This window comes from Pseudomonas sp. S3_B08, from assembly GCF_054667725.1.
Map to the genome: position 1 here is coordinate 4,793,934 of NZ_CP162750.1, position 24,173 is coordinate 4,818,106.

The 24,173-nt window shown below is 57.7% G+C and carries 21 protein-coding genes; 8 read left to right on the top strand and 13 right to left on the bottom strand.

Going from position 1 to position 24,173, the window contains the following annotated elements:
* Positions 1–9: 9 nt before the first annotated feature.
* The 5 genes from AB4N73_RS21775 to mnmG form a co-directional block, all read right to left on the bottom strand.
* Positions 10–417 (bottom strand): F0F1 ATP synthase subunit I, encoded by a 408-nt coding sequence (locus AB4N73_RS21775; RefSeq protein WP_016772401.1) that lies wholly within the window; start codon positions 415–417, stop codon positions 10–12.
* A 148-nt stretch (positions 418–565) separates the two neighbouring features.
* Positions 566–1,438: a ParB/RepB/Spo0J family partition protein gene (locus AB4N73_RS21780; protein WP_007960777.1), complete on the bottom strand. Its 873-nt coding sequence runs from the start codon at positions 1,436–1,438 to the stop codon at positions 566–568.
* 9 nt (positions 1,439–1,447) lie between these two features.
* A complete protein-coding gene (locus tag AB4N73_RS21785) occupies positions 1,448–2,245 on the bottom strand; it encodes a ParA family protein (protein ID WP_016772400.1) in 798 nt (265 codons plus the stop codon).
* 18 nt (positions 2,246–2,263) lie between these two features.
* Positions 2,264–2,908, bottom strand: coding sequence for a 16S rRNA (guanine(527)-N(7))-methyltransferase RsmG (gene rsmG, locus AB4N73_RS21790; protein WP_095182341.1), 645 nt, complete (start codon positions 2,906–2,908; stop codon positions 2,264–2,266).
* Positions 2,905–4,803 carry a tRNA uridine-5-carboxymethylaminomethyl(34) synthesis enzyme MnmG gene (gene mnmG, locus AB4N73_RS21795; RefSeq protein ID WP_252877167.1) on the bottom strand — a complete coding sequence of 633 codons (1,899 nt, stop codon included), beginning with the start codon at positions 4,801–4,803 and terminating at the stop codon, positions 2,905–2,907. Before mnmG ends, rsmG begins: the two co-directional genes overlap by 4 nt.
* A 568-nt stretch (positions 4,804–5,371) precedes the next feature.
* Here mnmG and AB4N73_RS21800 point away from each other — a divergent pair.
* The 3 genes from AB4N73_RS21800 to AB4N73_RS21810 all read left to right on the top strand — a co-directional run bounded on the left by AB4N73_RS21800 (position 5,372) and on the right by AB4N73_RS21810 (position 9,381).
* The gene (locus tag AB4N73_RS21800) at positions 5,372–5,878 is read left to right on the top strand and encodes a sigma-70 family RNA polymerase sigma factor (protein WP_375122920.1); all 507 of its coding nucleotides are present in this window, start codon (positions 5,372–5,374) and stop codon (positions 5,876–5,878) included.
* A complete protein-coding gene (locus tag AB4N73_RS21805) occupies positions 5,878–6,828 on the top strand; it encodes a FecR domain-containing protein (RefSeq protein ID WP_375122921.1) in 951 nt (316 codons plus the stop codon). Before AB4N73_RS21800 ends, AB4N73_RS21805 begins: the two co-directional genes overlap by 1 nt.
* A gap of 117 nt (positions 6,829–6,945) precedes the next feature.
* Positions 6,946–9,381, top strand: coding sequence for a TonB-dependent siderophore receptor (locus AB4N73_RS21810; protein WP_460142536.1), 2,436 nt, complete (start codon positions 6,946–6,948; stop codon positions 9,379–9,381).
* A gap of 43 nt (positions 9,382–9,424) precedes the next feature.
* Here AB4N73_RS21810 and mnmE read toward each other — a convergent pair whose 3' ends face one another.
* The 5 genes from mnmE to rpmH form a co-directional block, all read right to left on the bottom strand.
* Positions 9,425–10,792 (bottom strand): tRNA uridine-5-carboxymethylaminomethyl(34) synthesis GTPase MnmE, encoded by a 1,368-nt coding sequence (mnmE, locus tag AB4N73_RS21815; RefSeq protein WP_252877171.1) that lies wholly within the window; start codon positions 10,790–10,792, stop codon positions 9,425–9,427.
* 81 nt (positions 10,793–10,873) lie between these two features.
* The gene (gene yidC / locus AB4N73_RS21820; protein ID WP_041476523.1) at positions 10,874–12,553 is read right to left on the bottom strand and encodes a membrane protein insertase YidC; all 1,680 of its coding nucleotides are present in this window, start codon (positions 12,551–12,553) and stop codon (positions 10,874–10,876) included.
* Between the two features lie 2 nt (positions 12,554–12,555).
* A complete protein-coding gene (yidD, locus tag AB4N73_RS21825) occupies positions 12,556–12,801 on the bottom strand; it encodes a membrane protein insertion efficiency factor YidD (protein WP_027901580.1) in 246 nt (81 codons plus the stop codon).
* Positions 12,794–13,195 (bottom strand): ribonuclease P protein component, encoded by a 402-nt coding sequence (gene rnpA, locus AB4N73_RS21830; protein WP_460143604.1) that lies wholly within the window; start codon positions 13,193–13,195, stop codon positions 12,794–12,796. The genes yidD and rnpA overlap by 8 nt, the downstream gene beginning before the upstream one ends.
* Before the next feature lie 16 nt (positions 13,196–13,211).
* Positions 13,212–13,346 (bottom strand): 50S ribosomal protein L34, encoded by a 135-nt coding sequence (rpmH, locus tag AB4N73_RS21835; protein WP_003213577.1) that lies wholly within the window; start codon positions 13,344–13,346, stop codon positions 13,212–13,214.
* 566 nt (positions 13,347–13,912) lie between these two features.
* Between rpmH and dnaA the strand changes: the two genes are divergently transcribed.
* The 4 genes from dnaA to gyrB are packed head-to-tail and all read left to right on the top strand — an operon-like array spanning position 13,913 to position 20,120.
* Complete coding sequence (gene dnaA / locus AB4N73_RS21840; protein ID WP_024014947.1) at positions 13,913–15,436, top strand: chromosomal replication initiator protein DnaA; 1,524 nt, start codon at positions 13,913–13,915, stop codon at positions 15,434–15,436.
* A 39-nt stretch (positions 15,437–15,475) separates the two neighbouring features.
* Positions 15,476–16,579 carry a DNA polymerase III subunit beta gene (gene dnaN / locus AB4N73_RS21845; protein WP_016772390.1) on the top strand — a complete coding sequence of 368 codons (1,104 nt, stop codon included), beginning with the start codon at positions 15,476–15,478 and terminating at the stop codon, positions 16,577–16,579.
* Positions 16,580–16,593: 14 nt separating this feature from the next.
* Positions 16,594–17,697, top strand: coding sequence for a DNA replication/repair protein RecF (gene recF / locus AB4N73_RS21850; RefSeq protein ID WP_056791117.1), 1,104 nt, complete (start codon positions 16,594–16,596; stop codon positions 17,695–17,697).
* A gap of 5 nt (positions 17,698–17,702) precedes the next feature.
* A complete protein-coding gene (gyrB, locus tag AB4N73_RS21855) occupies positions 17,703–20,120 on the top strand; it encodes a DNA topoisomerase (ATP-hydrolyzing) subunit B (RefSeq protein ID WP_024014948.1) in 2,418 nt (805 codons plus the stop codon).
* A gap of 57 nt (positions 20,121–20,177) precedes the next feature.
* On the opposite strand, the gene AB4N73_RS21860 is transcribed toward gyrB, so the two are convergent.
* Positions 20,178–20,897 carry a response regulator transcription factor gene (locus tag AB4N73_RS21860; RefSeq protein ID WP_073470814.1) on the bottom strand — a complete coding sequence of 240 codons (720 nt, stop codon included), beginning with the start codon at positions 20,895–20,897 and terminating at the stop codon, positions 20,178–20,180.
* A gap of 164 nt (positions 20,898–21,061) precedes the next feature.
* On the opposite strand from AB4N73_RS21860, the gene AB4N73_RS21865 reads away from it, so the two are divergent.
* Positions 21,062–22,597, top strand: a complete 1,536-nt coding sequence (locus tag AB4N73_RS21865; protein ID WP_460142537.1) for a sensor histidine kinase — start codon at positions 21,062–21,064, stop codon at positions 22,595–22,597.
* A 170-nt stretch (positions 22,598–22,767) separates the two neighbouring features.
* Here AB4N73_RS21865 and AB4N73_RS21870 read toward each other — a convergent pair whose 3' ends face one another.
* Both AB4N73_RS21870 and gmhB read right to left on the bottom strand, forming a co-directional pair.
* Positions 22,768–23,547: a lysophospholipid acyltransferase family protein gene (locus AB4N73_RS21870; protein WP_056791126.1), complete on the bottom strand. Its 780-nt coding sequence runs from the start codon at positions 23,545–23,547 to the stop codon at positions 22,768–22,770.
* An 84-nt stretch (positions 23,548–23,631) separates the two neighbouring features.
* Entirely contained in the window at positions 23,632–24,171 is a 540-nt protein-coding gene (gmhB, locus tag AB4N73_RS21875; RefSeq protein WP_164488352.1) for a D-glycero-beta-D-manno-heptose 1,7-bisphosphate 7-phosphatase, read from the bottom strand.
* Positions 24,172–24,173 lie beyond the last annotated feature (2 nt).

A 24,173-nucleotide genomic window follows, 5' to 3' on the forward strand; every position in this document is an offset into this window, starting at 1 on the left:
TCAAACGCCCTAAGGTCTCGAAAGTCTTGTTCTCATCAGCAGGGGAGCGAACCAGCTGACCGACTGCGTCAGCACGAACACGCCGAATACTGCGATCGGCGCCAGTGGCTTCACACCTGCGAACACCAGTGCAAACAGCACTGCCGTCAAAATAAGTTTGCCTGCCTCGCCGGCATAAAAAGACCGGACGATGGACTGGGCTGCTCGGGCGCCGGAAAACCGAAATGCCCTGTGAGCGAAATAAACATTGGGCAGCAAGGCTATCAGGCCTCCGCAAAGTCCCGAGTATCCGGCAACGACTCCATGCCATTGCCAGAGCGCCAAAGCGGCAATGAGCAGAATGACAAATTGAGCCATCAACACCGGAAAAACCGCCAGGCGATGGAAAGGCAAGCGGTTTGGCGTGCGGGTTTCCATCACAGTTGCTCTCCAATGGTCGGCTGCCGAAATTCAATAACTTGGCATAATTTGTGCCGACAAAATGCGCGCAGAGTATAGGGGCGGTTCTGCCCCTATTCAACTGTCAGGTAGTGATTTCCGACTGCGCGCTACATGAGGAAATGTTTCAGCGGATGTGTGCGAGCACACCTTGAAGCTCGTCGAGCGAGTTATAACCAATCACCAATTGGCCTTTGCCCTTCTTGCCATGGCGAATCTGCACCGCAGAGCCTAGGCGCTCGGCCAAACGCTGCTCGAGGCGAGCGATGTCCGGGTCAGGTTTTGCAGCTTCCACAGGCTCCGGTTTGCCACTCAACCACTGGCGAACCAGTGCCTCGGTTTGGCGCACAGTCAGTCCTCGTGCGACAACATGTCGCGCCCCTTCGACCTGCTGATTGTCCGGCAGACCGAGCAAGGCACGCGCGTGACCCATTTCCAGGTCACCGTGCGACAGCATTGTCTTGATCACTTCAGGCAGTGCAATAAGTCGCAACAGGTTAGCCACAGTCACCCGCGACTTACCCACAGCCTCGGCGACCTGCTGCTGAGTCAGCTGGAATTCCTGCTGCAAGCGCTGCAAGGCGACGGCTTCTTCGATCGGATTGAGATCTTCGCGCTGGATGTTCTCGATCAGCGCAATCGCAATGGCGGTTTCATCCGGCACATCGCGGACCATCGCCGGGATGGTTTCCTGCCCGGCCTGCTGACTGGCGCGCCAGCGGCGTTCACCGGCAATGATCTCAAACCGGCCGCCGCCAATCGGGCGTACCACGATCGGCTGCATCACGCCTTGGGCCTTGATCGACTGCGCCAGCTCTTCCAGGGCCTGCGGGTCCATGTCACGGCGCGGCTGATATTTGCCACGCTGCAGCAGGTCCAGCGGCAGGTGTTGCAGTTCGCGGGTGTCGGCCTGCGCGGCTTGTTCTTCCAGCGCGCTGACCGTCGGACCACTCAGCAGTGCATCCAGTCCACGTCCGAGACCTCGTTTCTTGACGGCCATGGGGATTCCTTAAGTTGGCTGAGCAGCAGCAATGCGTGAATTTTTGCGCTGACGACGAACCATCTCGCCTGCCAGAGCCAGATAGGCCAGGGCACCACGCGATTGCTTGTCGTAAGCCAGCGCCGGCATGCCGTAGCTCGGTGCTTCGGCCAAGCGAATGTTGCGCGGGATCACCGTGTCGTACAGCTGATCGCCGAAGTGCTCCTTGAGCTGCGCCGAAACATCGTTCATCAGGCTCAAGCGCGGGTCGTACATGGTCCGCAGCAGGCCTTCGACTTTCAGGTTCGGGTTGAGCAGCTCGGCGATGCGCTTGATGTTATCCACAAGGTCGCTCAAACCTTCCAGCGCAAAGTATTCGCACTGCATGGGGATAATCACCCCGTCAGCGGCGACCAGTGCGTTGAGTGTGAGCATCGACAGCGACGGTGGGCAGTCGATCAAAATGTAATCGTAGTTGTCACGGATCGGCGCCAGCGCGCTGCGCAGACGGCTTTCCTTCATCTGCATTTCCAGCAGCACCACTTCGGCCGCGGTCAGATCGCGGTTGGCCGGCAGCAATTGATAACCGCCGTGCTCGGAGAAGTGCATGGCCTGACCCAGGTCGCATTCACCGATCAGCAGATCGTAGACCGAGTTTTCCAGACCATGTTTATCCACACCGCTACCCATGGTGGCGTTGCCCTGTGGATCGAGATCGATCAACAGCACCCGTCGCTTGGTCGCGACCAGGGATGCTGCGAGGTTGATGCAGGTGGTGGTTTTGCCCACACCACCCTTCTGGTTCGCTATCGCGAATACCTTAGCCATTCTTGCTTGTGTTCCCAATCATGCCGTGCGGCGCAGTATCAGCAGATGGCGTTGGCCTTGGCAACCGGGGACGGCCAGGGCGTGTTCGCTATCGAGTTTGAAATCTGCCGGCAATGCTACCAGCTCATCGGCCGGATGAACGCCCTTCATTGCCAGCCAGCGTGTATCGGCATCGCCCAAGTGGCGAGTCCAGTTGGTGAAGTTTTCCATGCTGCTGAAGGCCCGGGAAATGATCCCGTTGAATGGCTGCGCAGGCTGGAACGCTTCGACGCGACTGTGGATAACTTGCAGGTTATCCAGCTTCAGTTCGAGTTTGACCTGAGTCAGAAAGCGGGTTTTCTTGCCATTGCTGTCCAGACAGGTCACCTGCGAGTCCGGATACAGGATCGCCAGCGGAATACCAGGCATGCCACCACCACTGCCGACATCGAGCCAGCGACCGTTTTCGATAAACGACATCACGCTGAGACTATCGAGCAAGTGCCGCGAAACCATTTCGTCCGGATCGCGCACGGCGGTCAGGTTGTAGGCCTGGTTCCATTTGATCAACAGGGCCAGGTAACCCAGCAGCAATTTGTGCTGGGTTTCTGTGAGATTGACACCGAGCTCGCGGGCTCCTGTGGATAACTCTTCGGCGTGTTGCGAAGTGACCTTGGCACTCAAGCGCTTTGCTCCAACTGACGGCCCGCGCCGCGTTTTTTCAAATGAATCATCAACAGCGAAATCGCCGCCGGGGTTACGCCCGGGATCCGCGAAGCCTGGCCCAGCGTTTCGGGACGTGTGGCGCCGAGCTTGCTCTGGATCTCCTTGGACAGACCGGAGATGTTGGTGTAATCGATATCCACAGGCAATTTTGTGTCTTCGCTGGCGCGCAGACGAGCGATTTCGTCCTGTTGGCGGTCGATGTAACCGGCGTATTTGGTCTTGATCTCAACCTGCTCGGCGACCTGTGGATCTTCGGCGCCCTGCCCGGTCACTTCGACCAGACCGGCGTAATCGATTTCCGGACGGCTCAACAGGTTGAGCAAGTTGTATTCGTGGGTCAGCGGCGTGCCGAACTTGTCAGCAATAGCATCGCCCTGCGGAGTATTTGGCCGCACCCAAGTGCTTTTCAGGCGCTGCTCTTCAAGCTCAATGCTTTCGCGTTTCTTGCAGAAGGCCGCCCAGCGCGCGTCATCGACCAGACCGAGCTCGCGCCCTTTTTCGGTCAGACGCAGGTCGGCGTTGTCTTCGCGCAGAATCAGGCGGTACTCGGCGCGAGAGGTGAACATGCGGTACGGCTCTTGGGTACCGAGGGTGATCAGGTCGTCGACCAGAACGCCGATGTACGCTTCATCGCGGCGCGGACACCAGGCTTCTTTGCCCTTGGCCCGCAGCGCAGCGTTGGCGCCGGCGAGCAGACCTTGAGCGCCGGCTTCTTCGTAACCGGTGGTGCCGTTGATCTGCCCGGCGAAGAACAGACCGCCGATGACTTTGGTTTCCAGGCTGTACTTGAGGTCGCGGGGATCGAAGTAGTCGTACTCGATCGCATAACCCGGACGCACGATGTGCGCGTTTTCCATACCGCGGATCGACTGCACGATCTGCAATTGCACGTCGAACGGCAGGCTTGTGGATATCCCGTTCGGATACAGCTCATGGGTGGTCAGACCTTCCGGTTCGATGAACACCTGATGGCTTTCCTTGTCGGCAAAGCGATGAATCTTGTCTTCGATCGACGGGCAATAACGCGGGCCGACACCTTCGATTTCACCGGCAGCGGAATACATCGGCGAACGATCAAGGTTCGCCGCGATGATTTCGTGGGTACGCGCATTGGTATGGGTGATCCAGCAGCTGACCTGACGGGGATGCTGCTCCTTGCTGCCCATAAACGACATCACCGGGATCGGAGTGTCACCCGGCTGCTCAGTCATCACCGAGAAATCCACAGATTTGCCATCAATACGCGGCGGTGTACCGGTTTTCAGGCGCCCGACACGCAATGGCAACTCACGCAGACGGTGGGCCAGAGCAATCGACGGTGGATCACCGGCGCGACCGCCAGAGAAATTCTGCAAACCAATGTGGATAAGTCCACCGAGGAATGTACCGGTGGTCAACACCACGGAATCGGCGAAGAAACGCAGACCCATCTGTGTGACGACACCACGGACTTGCTCCTGCTCGACGATCAGGTCGTCAGCAGCCTGTTGAAATATCCACAGGTTTGGCTGGTTTTCCAGGATTTCGCGGACAGCGGCCTTATAGAGAATTCGGTCGGCTTGCGCACGGGTGGCCCGTACTGCCGGGCCTTTGCGGCTGTTCAACACACGAAACTGGATGCCGCCCTTGTCGGTAGCCATGGCCATCGCGCCGCCGAGGGCATCGATTTCCTTGACCAGATGGCTTTTGCCGATGCCACCGATGGCCGGGTTGCAACTCATGGCGCCGAGGGTTTCCACGTTATGCGTCAGCAACAGGGTTTTTGCCCCCATGCGTGCTGACGCCAGTGCTGCCTCGGTACCGGCATGACCGCCGCCGATGACGATCACTTCAAAACGGGAAGGGAAATCCACCACGCACCTCGTGCCTGCTTAAGTAGGTCATTCAGGAAATATTGAAACCAGGTTTCTGGACCTGGTCGGCAAGTATAGGGACTTCGCCCTTTCTAAAGAACCCTTTGCACAAAATTTAACCAGCTGTGGAGAACTCGAGGTTAAAAGAATAAAAAAAGAGAAATTTATAAAACCTTTGTTTTTATGTTTATTCTTACTGAGCACCATTTCTGTGGATAGATCGCTACAGGCCATGTTTTACAGTGTGTACAGAGGTTCAAAACTCTGTGCTCATGTGGCAATGAGGCCCTTGGATAACCGGTGTAAGCCTGTGGATGAAAGGGATGGTTATCCACAGAGCGGGTTATATCCAGTTTTCAACCCCCTTTATCAACTGACCTCAGGAGCAGTTATTCACAGGTCTTAGTCCACAGAAAATCGCCAACATGTCTTTTTCTGGACGCAAAAAAAGCGTCAGCTAGGGATTAGTGACGCTCGGCAAGCCAAGGGCAGGAAATGAAAAGGCTATTGTGAGAGGACGTAACAGAAGCTAATAATAGCCATTATCATTAAAACATCAGTTTCTCCCATGCCCCTACCCGCCCACACCGCTGCGATCGAGCAAATCTACGAGCAACATCATTCGTGGCTGTATGGTTGGCTCAAGGGCAAACTGCACAACGCCTGCGATGCAGCCGATGTGGCGCATGACACGTTTTTGCGAGTTCTGGCGGCGCGCAATGCAGCTCATATTCGTGAGCCGAGGGATTACCTGACGACTATTGCGCGCGGCCTGGTCATCGATCGTTATAGACGCAGGGCGATTGAAAGAGCTTATCTGCAGGCCCTCGCAGCTCGGCCGGAAGCGTCAGTCATTAGCGAAGAAGACAGGGCGCTGATCATTGAAACCCTGATCGCTGTGGATAAAGCATTGACCGGGCTGGGTCCGCGAACACGGCAGATCTTCATGCTTTCGCAAGTCGACGGACTGACTTATCAACAGATCGCCGTGCAATTGAGAGTCTCGCTGACCACAGTAAAAAAACACATGATCCGCGCCCTGACTGAGTGCGCCCTGGTCATGGCGCAGCCATGATGGCCGCCGCTGCAAACCGTCAGGCATTGGAAACTGCCGCCAGCTGGTACGTGCAGTTTCAGTCTCAGCCACCGAGCCTTGCCGAACAAAAGGCCTGGCAGTTGTGGATAGACAGCGATCCAGCGCATCTGGCGGCGTGGAACCAGATGGAACAATTGCAGCGCCACCTCGGTACGCTGCCGCAGGATCTGAAACGACGTGCGCTCAATAACACTGGTCAGCACCGCCGGCAGGTGCTCAAGCTGTTGCTGCTCGCAGCGGGAACAGGCTTCGTTGGCTGGAGTGCTCAACGACACACATCCCTCGGCAACGTTTGGGCCGACTATAAAACCGGTGTGGGTCAGCGTCGCACCATCAGCCTGGCCGATGGCAGCCAGATCCAGCTCAACACCGACTCGGCCATCGATGTTTCTTTCGACGCAGCGCAACGCCTGATTCAACTGCGTGCCGGTGAAATCCTCATCCAAACCGGCAAGCTTGGCGATCAGCGGCCGTTTTATGTGCAAACCCGCGACGGGCGGATTCAAGCTTTGGGCACCCGGTTCTCGGTGCATCAGATGTCCAGCTCAACCAGAGTTGGGGTGCTGGAAGATCGAGTCAGCGTTCAACCCGCCCAGTCATCCACTGCTGCGCTCATTCTGAAAGCAGGCGAAGGCGCGGATTTCGACAGTCGACATATCGGCCTCAGTCATCCCTTCCAACCATCAGACGTCGGCTGGATCAACGGCCAGTTAATCGTTCTCGACGCGCGCCTGGGCGACGTAATCGCGGAGTTGGGACGCTATCGCAGTGGTGTATTGCATTGTGATCGCCGCGCCCGGGATCTGCGGGTCTCCGGGACTTTCCGGCTCGATTCGACCGACGCAGTGCTGGCCAACCTTCAGGCCTCGTTGCCAATCAACGTGCGCTATTTCAGCCGTTACTGGATCTCGATCAGCCATAGCGCTTGATCAAAAAATGCCTGGGGAAAAATAATTTCAAGCAGGGTTATCTTTTTTCGCCCTGACCCGGCCCTACAGGTAATCGCGATAAACGCGGCTCTTCGCCACCTTAGGGCTAATCCACACATGCGTCTTCCCACGTTCCGTCAGCGCTTTTCTCCACATTGCATTGCATGCAGCTTATTGATGGCCAGCGCTGCGTCTTGTCTGGTGATCAGCAACAGCGCCTTCGCGGCGTCGGTATCCCAGCGTTACGCCATTGCCGCCGGCCCGCTGGATAGTGCCTTGAGCCAGTTCGCCGCTGCCGCCAATGTGATTTTGTCGTTCTCGCCGCAGCAGACCAGCCGCTTGCGCAGTGCCGGTTTAAATGGCGATTTCAGCGTCGAACAAGGTTTCGCTCAATTGCTGCAAGGCTCGGGTTTACAGGCAGTGCCACAAGCACCCGGCAGTTACATTCTGCAGAACGTGCCCAACGGTGACGCCCTGGAACTGGCGCCGACCAACATCAATGCGCAGTTGGGCAATCCAATGCATCTGGATTACGCCGCCGACGTCGGCTACAAGGCGCAAAACAGCCGGATCGGTACGAAAACCAGTACGCCGCTGTCGCAAACACCGCGTTCGGTGTCAGTGGTGACCGGGCAGCGGATCAAGGATCAGAAATCCCAGACTCTCACCGACGTCCTCGGCTACGTGCCGGGGATCTTCGCCCCACCGTTCGCCGCCGGTGACAGCCTGGCTGGCGACCTGTTCTATATCCGTGGTTTCAACGCCACCGATTACGGCTACGGTCTGCTGCGCGATGGACTGCGCGTGCAGGGCAATCGCTATGACACCAGCACCGAGCCGTACGGACTTGAACGGGTCGAGGTATTCCGTGGCCCGTCGTCGCTGCTGTATGGCGAAAATGCGCCGGGCGGTCTGGTCAATCTGGTCAGTAAACGCCCGACCGCCGCGCCTCAGGGCGAAGTGCAATTGGGCTATGGCTCGAACAATCGCCGGCAAATCGGCGTAGATGTCTCCGGCCCGCTCAATGACAGCGGCAACGTTCTCGGACGCGTGGTGATGCTGGGGCGCAAATCCGATACCCAGACCGAGCACGTTCCTGACGACCGGATTTATGTCGCCCCTTCGCTGACCCTGAATTTCGACGATTTCAATACGCTGACGCTGTTGGCCAACTACCAGAAAGACCACACCAACATGGAGCTTGGCCTGCCGGCCGCCGGTACGTTGCTGAGCAATCCCAACGGCCGGTTATCCAAAGACACGATGCTCGGCGATCCGGACTGGAATACCTTCGAACGGGAAACCTGGAGCAGCGGTTACGAGTTCAGCCACTCGTTCAACGATGACTGGCAGTTCCGCCAGAACTCGCGCTACATGCAGTCGCGCATCACCCGCCACGAAACCTGGCCGGGCAATCTGAACAACGCCGGTTTCGGCACGCGGTTGAACGTGACCGCTTACGATCGCTTCAACAAATCCATGGTGTATTCGCTGGATAACCAGCTCGAAGGCAAGTTCGAGGCGGGCGAGTTGGAAAACACCGTGCTGTTTGGCGTCAGCTACGATCGCACCTCGTTCAACCAGGACTGGAATGCCGGCGTTGTCGGGCCGATCGATGTGTATAACCCGGTTTACCTGCGCGATCCGACCACGCCAATTGCCGTGCAGAACACTTTGCTCGAGCAGCAGATGAAGGGTGTTTATGCACAGATTCAGAGCAAGTACGACCACTGGATGTTCTTGCTTGGCGGACGCCAGGACTGGGTCGACAGTGACTTCCGCGACAAGGTGGCGCGAGGCAGCAACATCAGCTCCGAGGACAAGAAGTTCACCTATCAGGGCGGCGTGATGTATCAGTTCGACAACGGCATGACGCCGTATGTCAGCTATTCAACAGCGTTCGTGCCGGTGCAGCAGATTTCCAATGCCGGCGCAACGCTTGATCCGATCACCAGTAGCCAGTACGAAGTGGGTTTGAAGTACGAACCGATTGGTTGGGACACCGCTTTCACCGCTTCGGTGTATGACCTGCGCAAAAAGGACGACACCTATTTCGACGCAACGACGTCAACCTATCGCCAGGTGGGCGAAAGCCGCGCCAAAGGGGTGGAGCTGGAACTCAACAGTAATCTGACGCAGAACCTCAATGTCACGGCGGCTTATACCTACACCGATGCAAAGATCACCAAGGATGCAGCGACGTCGCTGGTCAAGGGCCATCAAATGACCGGCGTGCCGCGCAACCAGGCCTCGGTCTGGGCGAAATATCGCTTCCTCGACAGTGATTTGAAAGGCATGTATGTGGCGGGGGGCGTGCGTTATTTCGACAGTGCGTTTGCCTACACTTCGCCTTCTCTCTACGGAAAACTGGATGCCGGCGACGTGACATTGGTCGACGCGGCTGTTGGATATCAGATCGATACACACTGGAGTGTCGATTTGAACGCGAAGAACCTGTTCGATAAGGAATACGTTTCGGGATGCAACGACGCAGGTCGCTGTTACTGGGGCGAGGATCGTACTTTGCTCGGTACGGTTTCCTATAACTGGTGAATGGAAAAAGGGGCCGTGGATGAATTATCCACAGCCCCTTTCTTTATTTGCCGATGCAGAAGCTGGAGAAAATCCTTCCGAGCAAATCATCAGAACTGAACGCCCCGGTAATTTCACCCAGGGAATGTTGAGCCTGGCGCAAATCCTCAGCGAGCAACTCCCCAGCGCCCGCCAGGGTCAGTTGCGCGCGGCCATGTTCCAATGCCGCGCTGGCGTGGCGCAGTGCCTCCAGATGCCGGCGACGTGCGCTGAAGCTGCTCTCCGAGGTCTGCTCGTAACCCATGCACGCCTTTAGATGATCACGCAGCAGGTCGAGGCCTTCAGCGGACTTGGCGCTGAGACTGATGGTCACATGGCCGTCGTCACTGGTTTCCAGAGCAATCGCTTCACCGGTCAGATCGGACTTGTTACGGATCAGGGTGACTTTCGCCGGATCCGGTCGAGACTCAAGGAATTCTGGCCACAAGGCAAAAGGATCCAGTGCCTCCGGTGCGGTCGCATCGACCACCAGCAAAACCCGATCCGCTTCACCAATGGCTTTCAACGCCCGTTCCACACCGATCTTTTCCACATGATCATCGGTGTCACGCAGTCCTGCAGTATCGACCACATGCAACGGCATCCCGTCGATGTGGATATGTTCGCGCAGGATATCCCGCGTAGTACCGGCAATCTCGGTGACGATGGCGGCTTCGCGACCGGCCAATGCATTCAACAGGCTGGATTTTCCGGCATTCGGCCGCCCAGCGATGACGACGGTCATACCATCACGCAACAATGCGCCCTGCCCCGCTTCACGCAGCACTGTGGATAACTCATCGCGTACCTTATCGAGCATGCCCAATACATGACCGTCGGCGAGAAAGTCGATTTCCTCTTCCGGGAAGTCGATGGCGGCTTCGACGTAGATACGCAGACCGATCAGTTGCTCGGTCAAGTTATGCACACGCTGGGAAAACGCACCCTGTAATGAACGCAATGCATTGCGCGCAGCCTGTGCAGAACTGGCTTCGATCAAATCGGCGATTGCCTCGGCCTGGGCCAGATCGAGTTTGTCATTGAGGAAGGCGCGCTCGCTGAATTCACCTGGACGGGCCAGACGGCAGCCCAGTTCCAGACAACGCTTGAGCAACATGTCCAGAACGATCGGGCCGCCATGGCCCTGCAATTCCAAGACGTCTTCGCCGGTAAACGAGTTCGGACCCGGAAAATACAAAGCCAGACCTTCGTCCAGCACCTGCTGGTCGTCACTGAAAAACGGCCCGTAATGAGCGTAACGTGGTTTCAGTTCTCGGCCGCTGATGGCTATTGCCGCAACGCTGGCCAACGGCCCGGAAATACGGACGATGCCCACACCGCCGCGCCCTTGAGCGGTGGCGACAGCGGCGATGGTTTCACGGGGTGTGCTCATAAAGCGGCATCCAGACAAAAGTGGCAGATAGCAAAACGCCCCACTAGGGGGCGCTTTGAGTGGTGTTATCCACAGTGCAAGTTACGCCTCGGCTTTTTTCGTCGCCGCTTCGATCTTACGCGTGATGTACCACTGTTGTGCAATCGACAGGCAGTTGTTCACAACCCAGTACAGTACCAGGCCCGCCGGGAACCACAGGAAGAAGAAGGTGAAGATGATTGGCATCATTTTCATGACCTTCGCCTGCATCGGATCCGGAGGCGTCGGGTTCAGCTGCTGCTGGATGAACATGGTTGCGCCCATGATGATCGGCAGAATGAAGAACGGATCCTTGATCGACAGGTCAGTGATCCACAGCATGAACGGCGCCTGGCGCATTTCCACGCTTTCCAGCAGAACCCAGTACAGCGACAGGAAGACCGGCATCTGCACGAGGATCGGCAAGCAGCCGCCCAGTGGATTGATCTTCTCTTTCTTGTACAGCTCCATCATGGCCTGCGACATTTTCTGCCGGTCATCGCCATGTTGCTCTTTCAGCGCAGCCAGTTTCGGAGCCACGGCACGCATGCGCGCCATCGATTTGTAGCTGGCGGCCGACAGCGGGAAGAAAATCCCTTTGATCAGCATGGTCAGGAAGATGATCGACCATCCCCAGTTACCGACAATGGCGTGGATATGTTGCAGCAGCCAGAAGATCGGCTGGGCAATGAACCACAGAATGCCGTAGTCGACGGTCAGTTCCAGACCTGGGGACAACTCTTTCAGTACAGCCTGACTCTTCGGACCGGCGTACAGCACAGCACTGGTTTCAACTTTCGCACCCGGAGCAGCGGTCAGAGTCGGACCGGTGTAACCAATGATGTAGTTGCCTTTGCTGTCTTTACGGGTCTGGACGATGTTGTTTTCGCCCTTGGCCGGAATCCACGCGGTCACGAAGTAGTGCTGCAACCAGGCTACCCAACCACCGGTGACCGTTTCCTTGAGCTGCGCCTTGTCCATGTCCTTCATCGACACTTTCTTGTACGGCTCGGAACTTGTCCACAGGGCGGCGCCCAGGTAAGTCGCGGTGCCAGTAGCAGTGGTCGACGAAGGATCAGCGCTGGCGTCGCGCTTCAACTGGGCAAACATTGCGCCGTTCCAGGGCTGAGCGCTCTGGTTATCCACAATGTAGGAGACAGCGACGTCGTACAGGCCACGTTTCATGGTGAAACGCTTGATGTAGTTGACGCCGTCTTTGCTGAATTTCAGGTCAACGACGAGTTGATCCTGACCGTCAGCCAGTTGGTAAACCTTCTTCTCCGAGGAATAAACCGGACGACCGGCCGGGTTTGCATCCGGGCCGTTGGTACCGATCAGACCGCTTTGCGCCAGATATACACGTTCGCCGCCGTTATCGAACAGCTGGAACGGAACGTCAGGACGATCCTGACGACGTGGATACAAAGGCAGAGTCAGTTGCGCAACGTCGCCACCCTGTGGATCGATCGCCAGATCGAGCACATCGGTCTTGACCTGAATCAGATCCTTGCTGGCGGCGACCGGCGTTTCGGCAGGTGCGCTGGTATCGCTGGCGGCGCGCGGAATATCGTCACTGGCAGCATTTGTGCCAGTGGCGGTGTCCGGCAAACCGGATGTAGTCGTACTGGAAGCAACATTCTGAGTCGGCAGGGCAGCCTGGCCATAATCCTGGTTCCATTTAAGAACCATGACGTAGGACACGATTGCCAGGGCGACGATCAGGATCGTGCGTTTGATATCCATGATTACTCGGCCATCGAAGAAGAACGGGAGGTAGGGACAGGTGGAACCGGGTCATAACCACCGGGATTCCACGGATGACAGCGACCTAAACGACGAAAGGTCAGCCAGCCACCGCGCAGAAGGCCATGATTTTCAATGGCTTCATACGCGTAGCAGGAACAACTGGGGTAGAAGCGACAGTGGCTGGCCATTAAAGGACTAATGGCATAGCGATAAAACTGGATCGGAACGAGGGCCAGTTTACGCATCGGTACTGTCTACCCCTACAGTTTCGGTTTTGACTGCCGGAACGGGATTGTTGCGTGCCAGACGCTTCCAGAGTTTGCCGAAATGCTGAATCAATTCGGGGTTTTCTACATCACCCAAACCTTTGCGCGCGACGATAACGATGTCCCAGCCGACCAGTGAATCCTGGTGCAGACGGAACGATTCGCGCATCAGACGTTTGAGGCGATTGCGCTCAACGGAGAGCTTTACGCTCTTTTTCCCGATAACCAGCCCGAGACGGGGGTGATCAAGATCGTTGTTGCGTGCAAGGAGCAGGAGATTTTTCCCCGGAACCTTGCCGGTAGGGGAGTCAAAGACTGCCTTGAAATGCCGGGGGGTAAGCAGACGCTTTTCCCGACTGAAGTCCTGACTCACCTCCAGTACCGGATTATCAAACTGCCAGACGCGCACGACCTTTGGCGCGACGACGCGACAGGACTGCGCGGCCGTTCTTGGTAGCCATGCGAGCACGGAAACCGTGGGTACGAGCGCGTTTGATAGTGCTTGGTTGGAAAGTACGTTTCATGTCGTGTTACCTGGTTCGTCCACAACGGGCCGGAATGGCCCCCGTTTTAAGAGACCGGGGATTCTAGAGAAAGCAAGCCTTCAGGTCAATTTCCAACCAGCGTTTCCTTATAAATAGATCAGGGCAGGGTTTGAGCTCGAAAGCCTGTCAGCCAGATATAGAAATAAAGAAGGGAATTATTTAAAGCTTTTCTGTAAAGCTTGTAAAAGCTAGACACGCCATCTTCTGTGGATAACTGCCATGGGGCCTTATTCTTCGGGGTGTACAGAGAATGACAACTACAGTGGAAAACCGTGTTCAGCCTGTGCTGCGCTATCGGAAAAGCTGTGTGTGAAAGGGCTTGTTATCCACAGGCTGGTTATCCACCGGGTTTAACCCCCAGTTGTCCAGTGCCCTCAGAGGCGTTTATCCACAGGGCTTATTCATGTGCCGTTGGTCGCCTTTTAATGCGTTAACGCATTGATAAATGATGGCGATGGACCTACCTGCATGTGGATAAGTGAACCGCTCGCCGCTACAATGGCCGCTTGTTTTTGCCTCACCGGCTTTCAACTTAGGGGATATCCGTGTCAGTGGAACTTTGGCAGCAGTGCGTGGAGCTTTTGCGCGAAGAGCTGCCTGCCCAACAATTCAACACCTGGATCCGTCCACTACAGGTCGAAGCCGAAGGCGACGAGTTGCGCGTCTACGCACCGAATCGTTTCGTGCTGGACTGGGTCAACGAAAAGTACCTGGGCCGCGTTCTTGAACTGCTGGATGAGCACGGCAATGGCTCGACGCCGGCGCTGTCCTTGTTAATAGGCAGCAAGCGCAGCTCGGCACCTCGTGCCGCACCCAATGCGCCGCTGGCGGCCGCGCAGGTTGCTCAGGCGCAGGCCAATAATGTGCCAGCGAGCAATCCGGCACCGACGCCAGCCCCTGCTCCGGCCAAACGTTCCACACAGAAGGCCGCTGAAGTCAGCGAAGAACCTTCCCGCGACAGCTTCGACCCGATGGCCGGCGCCGCTTCGCAGCAGGCCCCGGTTCGCGCGGAGCAGCGCACCGTGCAGGTAGAAGGTGCGCTCAAGCACACCAGTTACCTGAATCGCACGTTCACCTTCGAAAACTTCGTTGAAGGTAAATCCAACCAGCTAGCCCGTGCAGCGGCCTGGCAGGTGGCGGACAATCCCAAGCACGGCTATAACCCGCTGTTCCTTTATGGTGGCGTCGGCCTGGGTAAAACCCACTTGATGCACGCAGTGGGCAACCATCTATTAAAGAAGAATCCGAATGCCAAGGTCGTGTACCTGCATTCCGAGCGTTTCGTGGCCGACATGGTCAAAGCGCTGCAACTGAACGCCATCAACGAATTCAAGCGTTTCTACCGTTCGGTGGACGCCTTGCTGATCGACGATATTCAGTTCTTCGCCCGCAAGGAGCGTTCCCAGGAAGAGTTTTTCCACACCTTCAACGCGCTGCTTGAAGGTGGTCAGCAGGTCATTCTCACCAGTGACCGCTACCCGAAAGAAATCGAAGGCCTTGAAGAACGCCTCAAATCCCGCTTCGGCTGGGGCCTGACCGTTGCGGTCGAGCCGCCTGAGCTGGAAACCCGCGTGGCGATCCTGATGAAGAAGGCCGATCAGGCCAAAGTCGAGTTGCCCCATGACGCCGCGTTCTTCATCGCCCAGCGCATCCGCTCGAACGTTCGTGAGCTGGAAGGCGCGCTGAAACGTGTGATCGCTCACTCGCACTTCATGGGCCGCGACATCACCATCGAGCTGATTCGCGAATCCCTCAAAGACTTGCTGGCGTTGCAGGACAAACTTGTTTCTGTGGATAACATTCAGCGCACCGTCGCCGAGTATTACAAGATCAAGATTTCCGACCTGCTGTCCAAGCGCCGCTCGCGCTCGGTGGCTCGTCCGCGTCAGGTGGCCATGGCGTTGTCCAAGGAACTGACCAACCACAGCCTGCCGGAAATCGGCGATGTGTTTGGCGGCCGCGACCACACCACCGTGCTGCACGCCTGCCGCAAGATCAACGAACTTAAGGAATCCGACGCGGACATCCGCGAGGACTACAAGAACCTGCTGCGTACACTGACCACTTGATGAACACCAGCGCAGCTTATTAAGGCAAGGGACTAGACCATGCATTTCACCATTCAACGCGAAGCCCTGTTGAAACCCCTGCAACTGGTCGCAGGCGTCGTCGAGCGCCGACAGACCTTGCCGGTACTGTCCAACGTGCTGTTGGTCGTCGAAGGCCAGCAACTGTCACTGACCGGTACCGACCTGGAAGTCGAGCTGGTCGGTCGTGTGCAACTCGAAGAGCCGGCCGAAACCGGTTCCATCACCGTGCCGGCGCGCAAGCTGATGGATATCTGCAAAAGCCTGCCCAACGATGCGCTGATCGACATCAAGGTCGACGAGCAGAAGCTGGTGGTAAAGGCCGGTCGTAGCCGCTTCACCCTGTCGACCCTGCCGGCCAACGATTTCCCGACCGTCGAAGAAGGCCCGGGCTCGCTGACCTGCAGCCTGGAGCAAAGCAAACTGCGTCGTCTGATCGAACGCACCAGCTTCGCCATGGCCCAGCAGGACGTGCGTTACTACCTCAACGGCATGCTGCTGGAAGTTTCCGCTGGTGTGATCCGCGCCGTGGCCACCGACGGACACCGTCTGGCGATGTGCTCGATGCAGGCCGATATCGGTCAGCCGGATCGCCATCAGGTGATCGTGCCGCGCAAAGGTATCCTCGAACTGGCGCGTCTGCTCACCGAGCCGGATGGCAATGTCAGCATCGTCCTCGGCCAGCACCACATCCGCGCCACCACGGGCGAGTTTACTTTCACCTCGAAACTGGTCGACGGTAAATTCCCGGATTACGAGCGCGTCCTGCCGAAAGGTGGTGACAAGCTGGTACTCGGCGATCGTCAGGCGTTGCGTGAAGCGTTCAGCCGTACCGCGATTCTGTCCAACGAGAAGTACCGCGGTATCCGTCTGCAACTGGCCAGCGGTCAGTTGAAGATCCAGGCCAACAACCCGGAGCAGGAAGAAGCGGAAGAAGAAGTGGGCGTTGAATACAACGGCGGCTCGCTGGAGATCGGCTTCAACGTCAGCTACCTGCTCGACGTGCTGGGCGTGATGACCACCGAGCAGGTTCGCCTGATCCTGTCCGACTCCAACAGCAGTGCGCTGGTGCAAGAGTCCGACAATGACGATTCGGCTTACGTTGTCATGCCGATGCGTCTGTAATCAGCTGATCCTGAATGTCGTTAAGTCGTGTTTCGGTCACCGCGGTGCGCAATCTGCACCCGGTGACCTTCTCCCCCTCCCCCCGCATCAACATTCTTTACGGCGCCAACGGCAGCGGCAAAACCAGTGTTCTGGAAGCCATTCATCTGCTGGGGCTTGCCCGTTCGTTTCGCAGCACGCGGCTGTTGCCCGTCATTCAGTACGAACAGCTTGCCTGTACCGTATTCGGTCAGGTTGAGCTGGCTGAAGGCGGACACAGTGCGCTGGGGATTTCCCGCGACCGTCAGGGCGAGTTCCAGATTCGCATCGACGGCCAGAACGCCCGTAGCGCTGCGCAGTTGGCGGAGATCCTGCCGCTGCAGTTGATCAACCCGGACAGCTTCCGTCTGCTGGAAGGCGCACCGAAGATTCGCCGGCAGTTTCTCGACTGGGGCGTGTTCCACGTCGAACCGCGTTTCATGGCCACTTGGCAGCGTTTGCAGAAGGCGCTGCGCCAGAGAAACTCCTGGCTGCGGCATGGTACACTTGACGCCGTTTCGCAAGCGGTTTGGGACAGGGAACTGTGCCAGGCCAGCGCTGAAATCGATGAATACCGCCGCGCTTACATCACAGCCTTGAAACCGGTCTTCGAACAGACCTTGAGCGAACTGGTTGAGCTCGAGGGTTTGACGCTCAGCTATTACCGAGGCTGGGACAAGGACCGCGAATTGAGCGCCGTACTCGCCGCTTCCGTACAACGGGACCAGCAGATGGGGCACACCCAGGCCGGACCGCAACGAGCTGATTTGCGTCTCAGATTGGGCGCACACAATGCCGCGGACATTTTGTCCCGGGGTCAGCAGAAGTTGGTGGTGTGTGCACTGCGGATTGCCCAAGGGCACCTGGTCAGCCAGGCCCGTCGCGGACAGTGTATTTATCTGGTGGATGACTTGCCGTCCGAGCTGGACGAGAGCCACCGTCGCGCGCTATGCCGCTTGCTGGAAGACTTACGCTGCCAGGTGTTTATCACCTGTGTAGATCACGAATTACTGAGGGAAGGCTGGCAGACGGAAACGCCAGTCGCTTTGTTCCACGTGGAACAGGGCCGTATCACCCAGACCCACGACCATCGGGAGTGAAGGCATTGAGCGAAGAAAATACGTACGACTCAACGAGCATTAAAGTGCTGAAAGGCCTGGATGCCGTACGCAAACGTCCCGGTATGTACATTGGTGACACCGACGATGGCAGCGGTCTGCACCACATGGTGTTCGAGGTGGTCGACAACTCGATCGACGAAGCCCTCGCCGGCCATTGCGACGACATCAGCATCATCATTCACCCGGACGAATCCATCACCGTTAAAGACAACGGTCGTGGCATCCCGGTAGACGTGCATAAAGAGGAAGGCGTTTCCGCCGCAGAGGTCATCATGACCGTCCTCCACGCTGGCGGTAAGTTCGACGACAACTCCTACAAGGTTTCCGGCGGTCTGCACGGTGTGGGTGTTTCGGTAGTGAACGCACTGTCCGAAGAACTGGTCCTGACTGTTCGCCGCAGTGGCAAGATCTGGGAACAGACCTACGTCCACGGCGTGCCTCAGGCACCGATGGCCATCGTTGGCGACAGCGAAACCACCGGTACCCAGATCCACTTCAAGGCTTCCAGCGAAACCTTCAAGAACATTCACTTCAGCTGGGACATCCTCGCCAAGCGCATTCGTGAACTGTCCTTCCTCAACTCCGGTGTCGGCATCGTCCTCAAGGACGAGCGCAGCGGCAAGGAAGAGCTGTTCAAGTACGAAGGCGGCCTGCGTGCGTTCGTTGAATACCTGAACACCAACAAGACTGCGGTCAATCAGGTGTTCCACTTCAACATCCAGCGCGAAGACGGCATCGGCGTGGAAATCGCCCTGCAGTGGAACGACAGCTTCAACGAGAACCTGTTGTGCTTCACCAACAACATTCCGCAGCGCGACGGCGGCACTCACCTGGTGGGCTTCCGCTCGGCACTGACGCGTAACCTGAACAACTACATCGAGCAGGAAGGTCTGGCGAAGAAGCACAAAGTCGCCACCACCGGCGACGATGCCCGTGAAGGCCTGACCGCGATCATCTCGGTGAAAGTGCCGGATCCGAAGTTCAGCTCGCAGACCAAAGACAAGCTGGTGTCTTCCGAGGTGAAGACTGCGGTGGAACAGGAGATGGGCAAATACTTCTCCGACTTCCTCCTGGAGAACCCGAACGAAGCCAAGCTGGTGGTCGGCAAGATGATCGACGCCGCCCGTGCCCGTGAAGCTGCGCGCAAGGCCCGTGAGATGACCCGCCGCAAAGGCGCGCTGGACATCGCCGGTCTGCCGGGCAAGCTCGCCGACTGCCAGGAAAAAGACCCGGCGCTGTCCGAACTGTACCTGGTGGAGGGTGACTCCGCGGGCGGTTCTGCGAAGCAGGGACGTAACCGCAAGACCCAGGCGATCCTGCCGTTGAAGGGCAAGATCCTCAACGTCGAGAAAGCGCGTTTCGACAAGATGATCTCGTCCCAGGAAGTGGGCACGCTGATCACCGCTCTGGGCTGTGGCATCGGTCGCGAAGAGTACAACATCGACAAGCTGCGCTATCACAACATCATCATCATGACCGATGCTGACGTCGACGGTTCGCACATCCGTACCCTGCTGCTGACCTTCTTCTTCCGTCAGCTGCCGGAGCTGATCGAGCGTGGCTACATCTACATCGCCCAGCCACCGCTGTACAAAGTCAAAAAAGGCAAGCAAGAGCAATACATCAAAGACGACGACGCCATGGAAGAGTACATGACGCAGTCGGCCCTGGAAGATGCAAGCCTGCACCTGAACGAAGAAGCCCCGGGCATTTCCGGCGAAGCGCTGGAACGTCTGGTGAACGACTTCCGCATGGTGATGAAGACCCTCAAGCGTCTGTCGCGTCTGTACCCTCAGGAGCTGACCGAGCACTTCATCTATCTGCCGGCCGTCAGTCTGGAAACCCTGGGCGACCACGCGGCGATGCAAGAGTGGCTGGCGCAGTATGAAGTCCGTCTGCGTACCAACGAGAAGTCGGGCCTGGTCTACAAGGCCAGCCTGCGTGAGGATCGCGAGCGTGGCGTCTGGCTGCCAGAGGTCGAACTGATCTCCCACGGCCTGTCGAATTACGTCACCTTCAACCGCGACTTCTTCGGCAGCAACGACTACAAAACCGTTGTCACTCTGGGCGCGCAACTGAGCACCCTGCTCGATGAAGGCGCGTACATCCAGCGTGGCGAACGCAAGAAAGCCGTTACCGAGTTCAAGGAAGCCCTCGACTGGCTGATGGCCGAAAGCACCAAGCGCCACACCATCCAGCGCTACAAAGGTCTGGGCGAAATGAACCCGGATCAGCTGTGGGAAACCACCATGGACCCAAGCGTGCGGCGCATGCTGAAAGTCACCATCGAAGACGCCATCGGTGCAGACCAGATCTTCAACACCCTGATGGGTGATGCGGTCGAACCTCGCCGAGACTTTATCGAGAGCAACGCATTGGCGGTTTCCAACCTGGATTTCTGATCCTGATTGCTACCCGCTCATGAAAAACCCCGGCCAATGCCGGGGTTTTTTTTGGCCTCACTCATTTCCAGTGCCGACACTCTCCAACCGATACCCATACCCATAAATTGTCAGCAACTGCCAACCCCGATCCGCTGTCAGCCCGAGCTTGTTGCGCAATCGGTAGATATGCGTATCCAGTGGCCGCGAAGAAGTTGTCTCCTCGTTCGGCCAGAAGCGCTCGTACAGGTAATCCCGCGACAATGGCCGCCCCAGGTTGCTGAACAGGCAACGCGCCAGGCGGTATTCGCGTTCGGTCATGAGGATCGGTTTGCCTTCACGGGTGACGGTCAGTTCGGCGTCGTCGAAAGTCAGATCGTGAAACGTCTGTATTTCGCCCGCCGCGCTGCGCGGTTGGCTATGCCGACGCAATACCGCAGCCACCCTCGCCTTCAACTCATTGGGGCGAAACGGCTTGCTGACATAATCGTCAGCCCCGGCATTCAAGGCTTGAACGATATCGCTCTCGCCATCGCGGCTGGTGAGCATGATTGCAGCGGGTGGCGCGTCCATGTGTTCGCGGGTCCAGCGCAGCAGTGCCAGACCCGTGAGATCAGGAAGTTGCCAATCGAGAATCAACAGGTCGAAGGTTTCCCGGCGCAGCTGGCGCAACAAGTCTTCGCCGCGCTCGAAGCTGTGCAGTGACCACGGCTGCTCGCCCGCTTCGGCCATTTGCTCCAGGGTTTGCTCGACCCGGCGCAGTTCGGCGGGTTCGTCGTCCAGAATGGCAACGCGCATCGGCGGTGTTCCTTGTCGCTGGGGCTGGGATGTCGACAATAGCGACTCCCCGGCCGCGATGAAAGAAGCAGCCCGTCGGTGGTCGACGTCCGCTATGATTCTTCGGGTCTACGCCTCCGACCAGAGACCTATGAAACCCTATCCACTGCCCTGCCCTTTGCCTCATGCGTAACCCTCAACGCCGACGTGAAAGTCGTGAGCCGAGCCAGGTCCAGCGTCTGTTCCGGCGGCTGGTGCGCGAGTGGTTGTGGATAAGTCTAGTGCTGTTGCCGCTGACTGCCTTGTTGTCTTATCGCGCCCAGATCAATCTGCACAATCTGTCGCCAGCGCCCGGCGCTCTGTTGTCCGTGGCGATGGTCGCGGGTGTGCTGGGATTGTTGCTGTGGCGGCCGCGTTGGGCGCTGTGGGTAACCTTGGTCGGTATGGCCTGTGCGCTGATCGCCAGCGCCCTGCTGGCCGAAGTCCGCTACTGGTGGTCGCCAACGCCAGCAGCCCTGGGGATGTTGTTCGGTTACCTGATCTGGAACTGGCGACGCTTGAGTGTTGTGCTGACGTATTTCGGCTGGGAGCTGGCACGTCTGGACAGCGAACCGAAAGTCTTCCCTGAACGTCGGCGGACCCGCTTCACCGGTGCCGACCGTTTGCAGGGCCAGATCATGGCGCTCGAACAAGCCATGAGCCGCACCCGCGACACCCGGCGGTTCATTGCCGATGGCCTGGAATACCTGCCGGTGGCGACGCTGATCAGTGATCCGCTGGGCAAGATCCTGCTGGGCAATCGCAAGGCGCGCGAGTTGTTCGAGGATCCGCTGGTGGGCGATGACGTGCTCGATCAACTGGCACGGCTCGGCTATCCGGAATTATCCACAGCGCCGCGACCGCCGCTGGCCACCCTGCCGCTGCTGGAATTTCGCGATCACAAGGAGCGCAGTCTGCGCCTGGAAAGAGCGGCGCTGCTGCCGGTCGACGGCGATACGCCGATCGGTTGGCTGCTCAGCCTGACGGACTTGAGTGCCGAGCGTGCGGCTGAGGAGCAGCGCGGCGTCCTGCTGCGTTTTCTTTCCCACGACCTGCGCGCCCCCCATTCGGCGATCCTCGCCCTGCTGGATGTGCATCGTCATCAGGCGGGTGCTGATGCGCCGCTGTTCGAGCAGATTGAGCGCCAGGTGCGCCGCGCGCTGGATCTGACCGATGGTTTTGTCTTGTTGGCGCGGGCTGAATCCGAGACCTACCAGTTCCGCCCGACATTGTTCGCCATGCTGGTACTGGACGTGCTGGATCAGGCCCTGCCGATCGCTCAGCAGAAACGCATCGAGCTGCTCAACGAGGTCGATGAGCAATGCCAGGAGCGGCTGATTCTGGCCGATCAGGGATTGCTGACGCGCGCCCTGTTCAACCTGCTGGAAAACGCGATCAAGTACAGCCCCGCAGACAGCACTGTGCAACTGAAGGTCAGCTGTGATGGACAGTGGCTGCGCTGCGAATTGACCGATCAGGGCAAGGGCATTGCCGCCGATGAATTGCCTGACCTGTTCAGCCAGTATCGGCGTTTCTCTTCGGCCCAAGGCATCGACGGCGTGGGCTTGGGTTTGTCGATGGTCAAAGCCGTGATTGATCATCATGGCGGTACGATTGAGTGTCGTAGCGTGGTCGATGCGGGAACCACTTTCCTTATCGAGTTGCCGCTGCTCGCTGAATGAAAAAGGGGCACAAAAAAACCGGCTATAACGGCCGGTTTTTTTACATCCGAATAAAACTTATGCACGGATTTTGTTCAATTCATAAATTTATAAATGTCTATGAAAATCAATAAGTTAGAAAAAAATTGCGGTCTTTTTTAGCAAAAGCGTACACAGGTTATCCACAAAATTCAGACAGCCAGTTGGTCACTCGCTGCCGGTGCCTGTGGCGCCGGTGGCAGCGAGCCCATTTCACGCTGGGTTTTCTCGTTCCACGCCTGCACACGGTCATTCAGATCAGCGATGGCGCGCGGCCCGCTGCCTTCGGCATACATCGGTTCGCCGATGACCACGGTGATCACTCCGGCCTGTTTGCCCCAGCCGATTTTTGGCCAGAATTTGCCGGCATTGTGTGCAATCGGCAGCACCGGAAGCGCCGCATTCACCGCCAACGCACTGCCACTGCGAGAGAATTTTCCGACAGTGCCGTAGGGGACTCGTGTGCCTTCGGGAAAGATCAGCACCCAGACGTTGTCCTTGAGCAGCTCGTCGCCTTTAGCCGCGACTTGTTTGAGCGCGGCCTTCGGGTTGTCGCGGTCAATGGCGATCGGGCGCAGCATTGCCATGGCCCAGCCGAAGAACGGCACGTAGAGCAATTCGCGCTTGAGCACTTGGCTCAATGGCGAGAAATAAGCGGAGAGAAAGAAGGTCTCCCAAGTGCTCTGATGGTTCGATTGAATCACGCAGGGCCGGTCCGGCACGTTTTCCGCGCCTTTGATTTCGTAGCGGATGCCAAGGAAAACCTTGGTCAGCCACAGGGCGCAACGGCACCAGTACACGTTGATGAAACGATAGCGCGCCTTGAAGGACAGAAACGGCGCGATGAAAAAGCTCAGACTGCACCACAGCAACGCTGTTGTGCCCAGCAGCAGGTAAAAAATAAAGATTCTGAAGGCCCGCAGTATCGACATGGCGACGGTTACCGTTACGGGGCAATGCCCCGACTGTTCAAGCGCACTCCCGAGCAATCCCTGGCCAGGAAATTCAGAAGTACTCTAGTTGTGGATAAGTTCTGCGGCAATCGCCGCCAGATCGTCAAAAATCAGGGTGCCAACCGGCAGGGTTTTACCCTGAGTCTTTTCGCCTTTCCCGGTCTTCACCAAAACTGGCTGTGAATCGACGGCTTTGGCGGCCTCCAGGTCACCAAGACTGTCGCCGACGAACCAGACGTTGGTCAACGGCACCGTGTAATGCTCGGCAATGGTTTTGAGCATTCCCGGTTTCGGTTTGCGGCAATCGCAACCTTCATCCGGGCCATGCGGGCAATACACGATCAAACCGACTTCACCGCCCTGCTCCGCGACCAGCTCGCGCAGGCGCGCGTGCATGGCCTCGAGGGTGGCGAGGTCGTAATAGCCACGAGCAATGCCCGACTGGTTGGTGGCCACCGCCACCGTCCAGCCGGCCTTGCTCAACTGCGCGATCGCTTCGATCGAGCCGGGCAGCGGGATCCACTCCTCCACCGACTTGATGTAGGCATCGGAGTCGTAATTGATCACGCCGTCACGATCGAGAATCAGCAGTTTCAACAGCAATC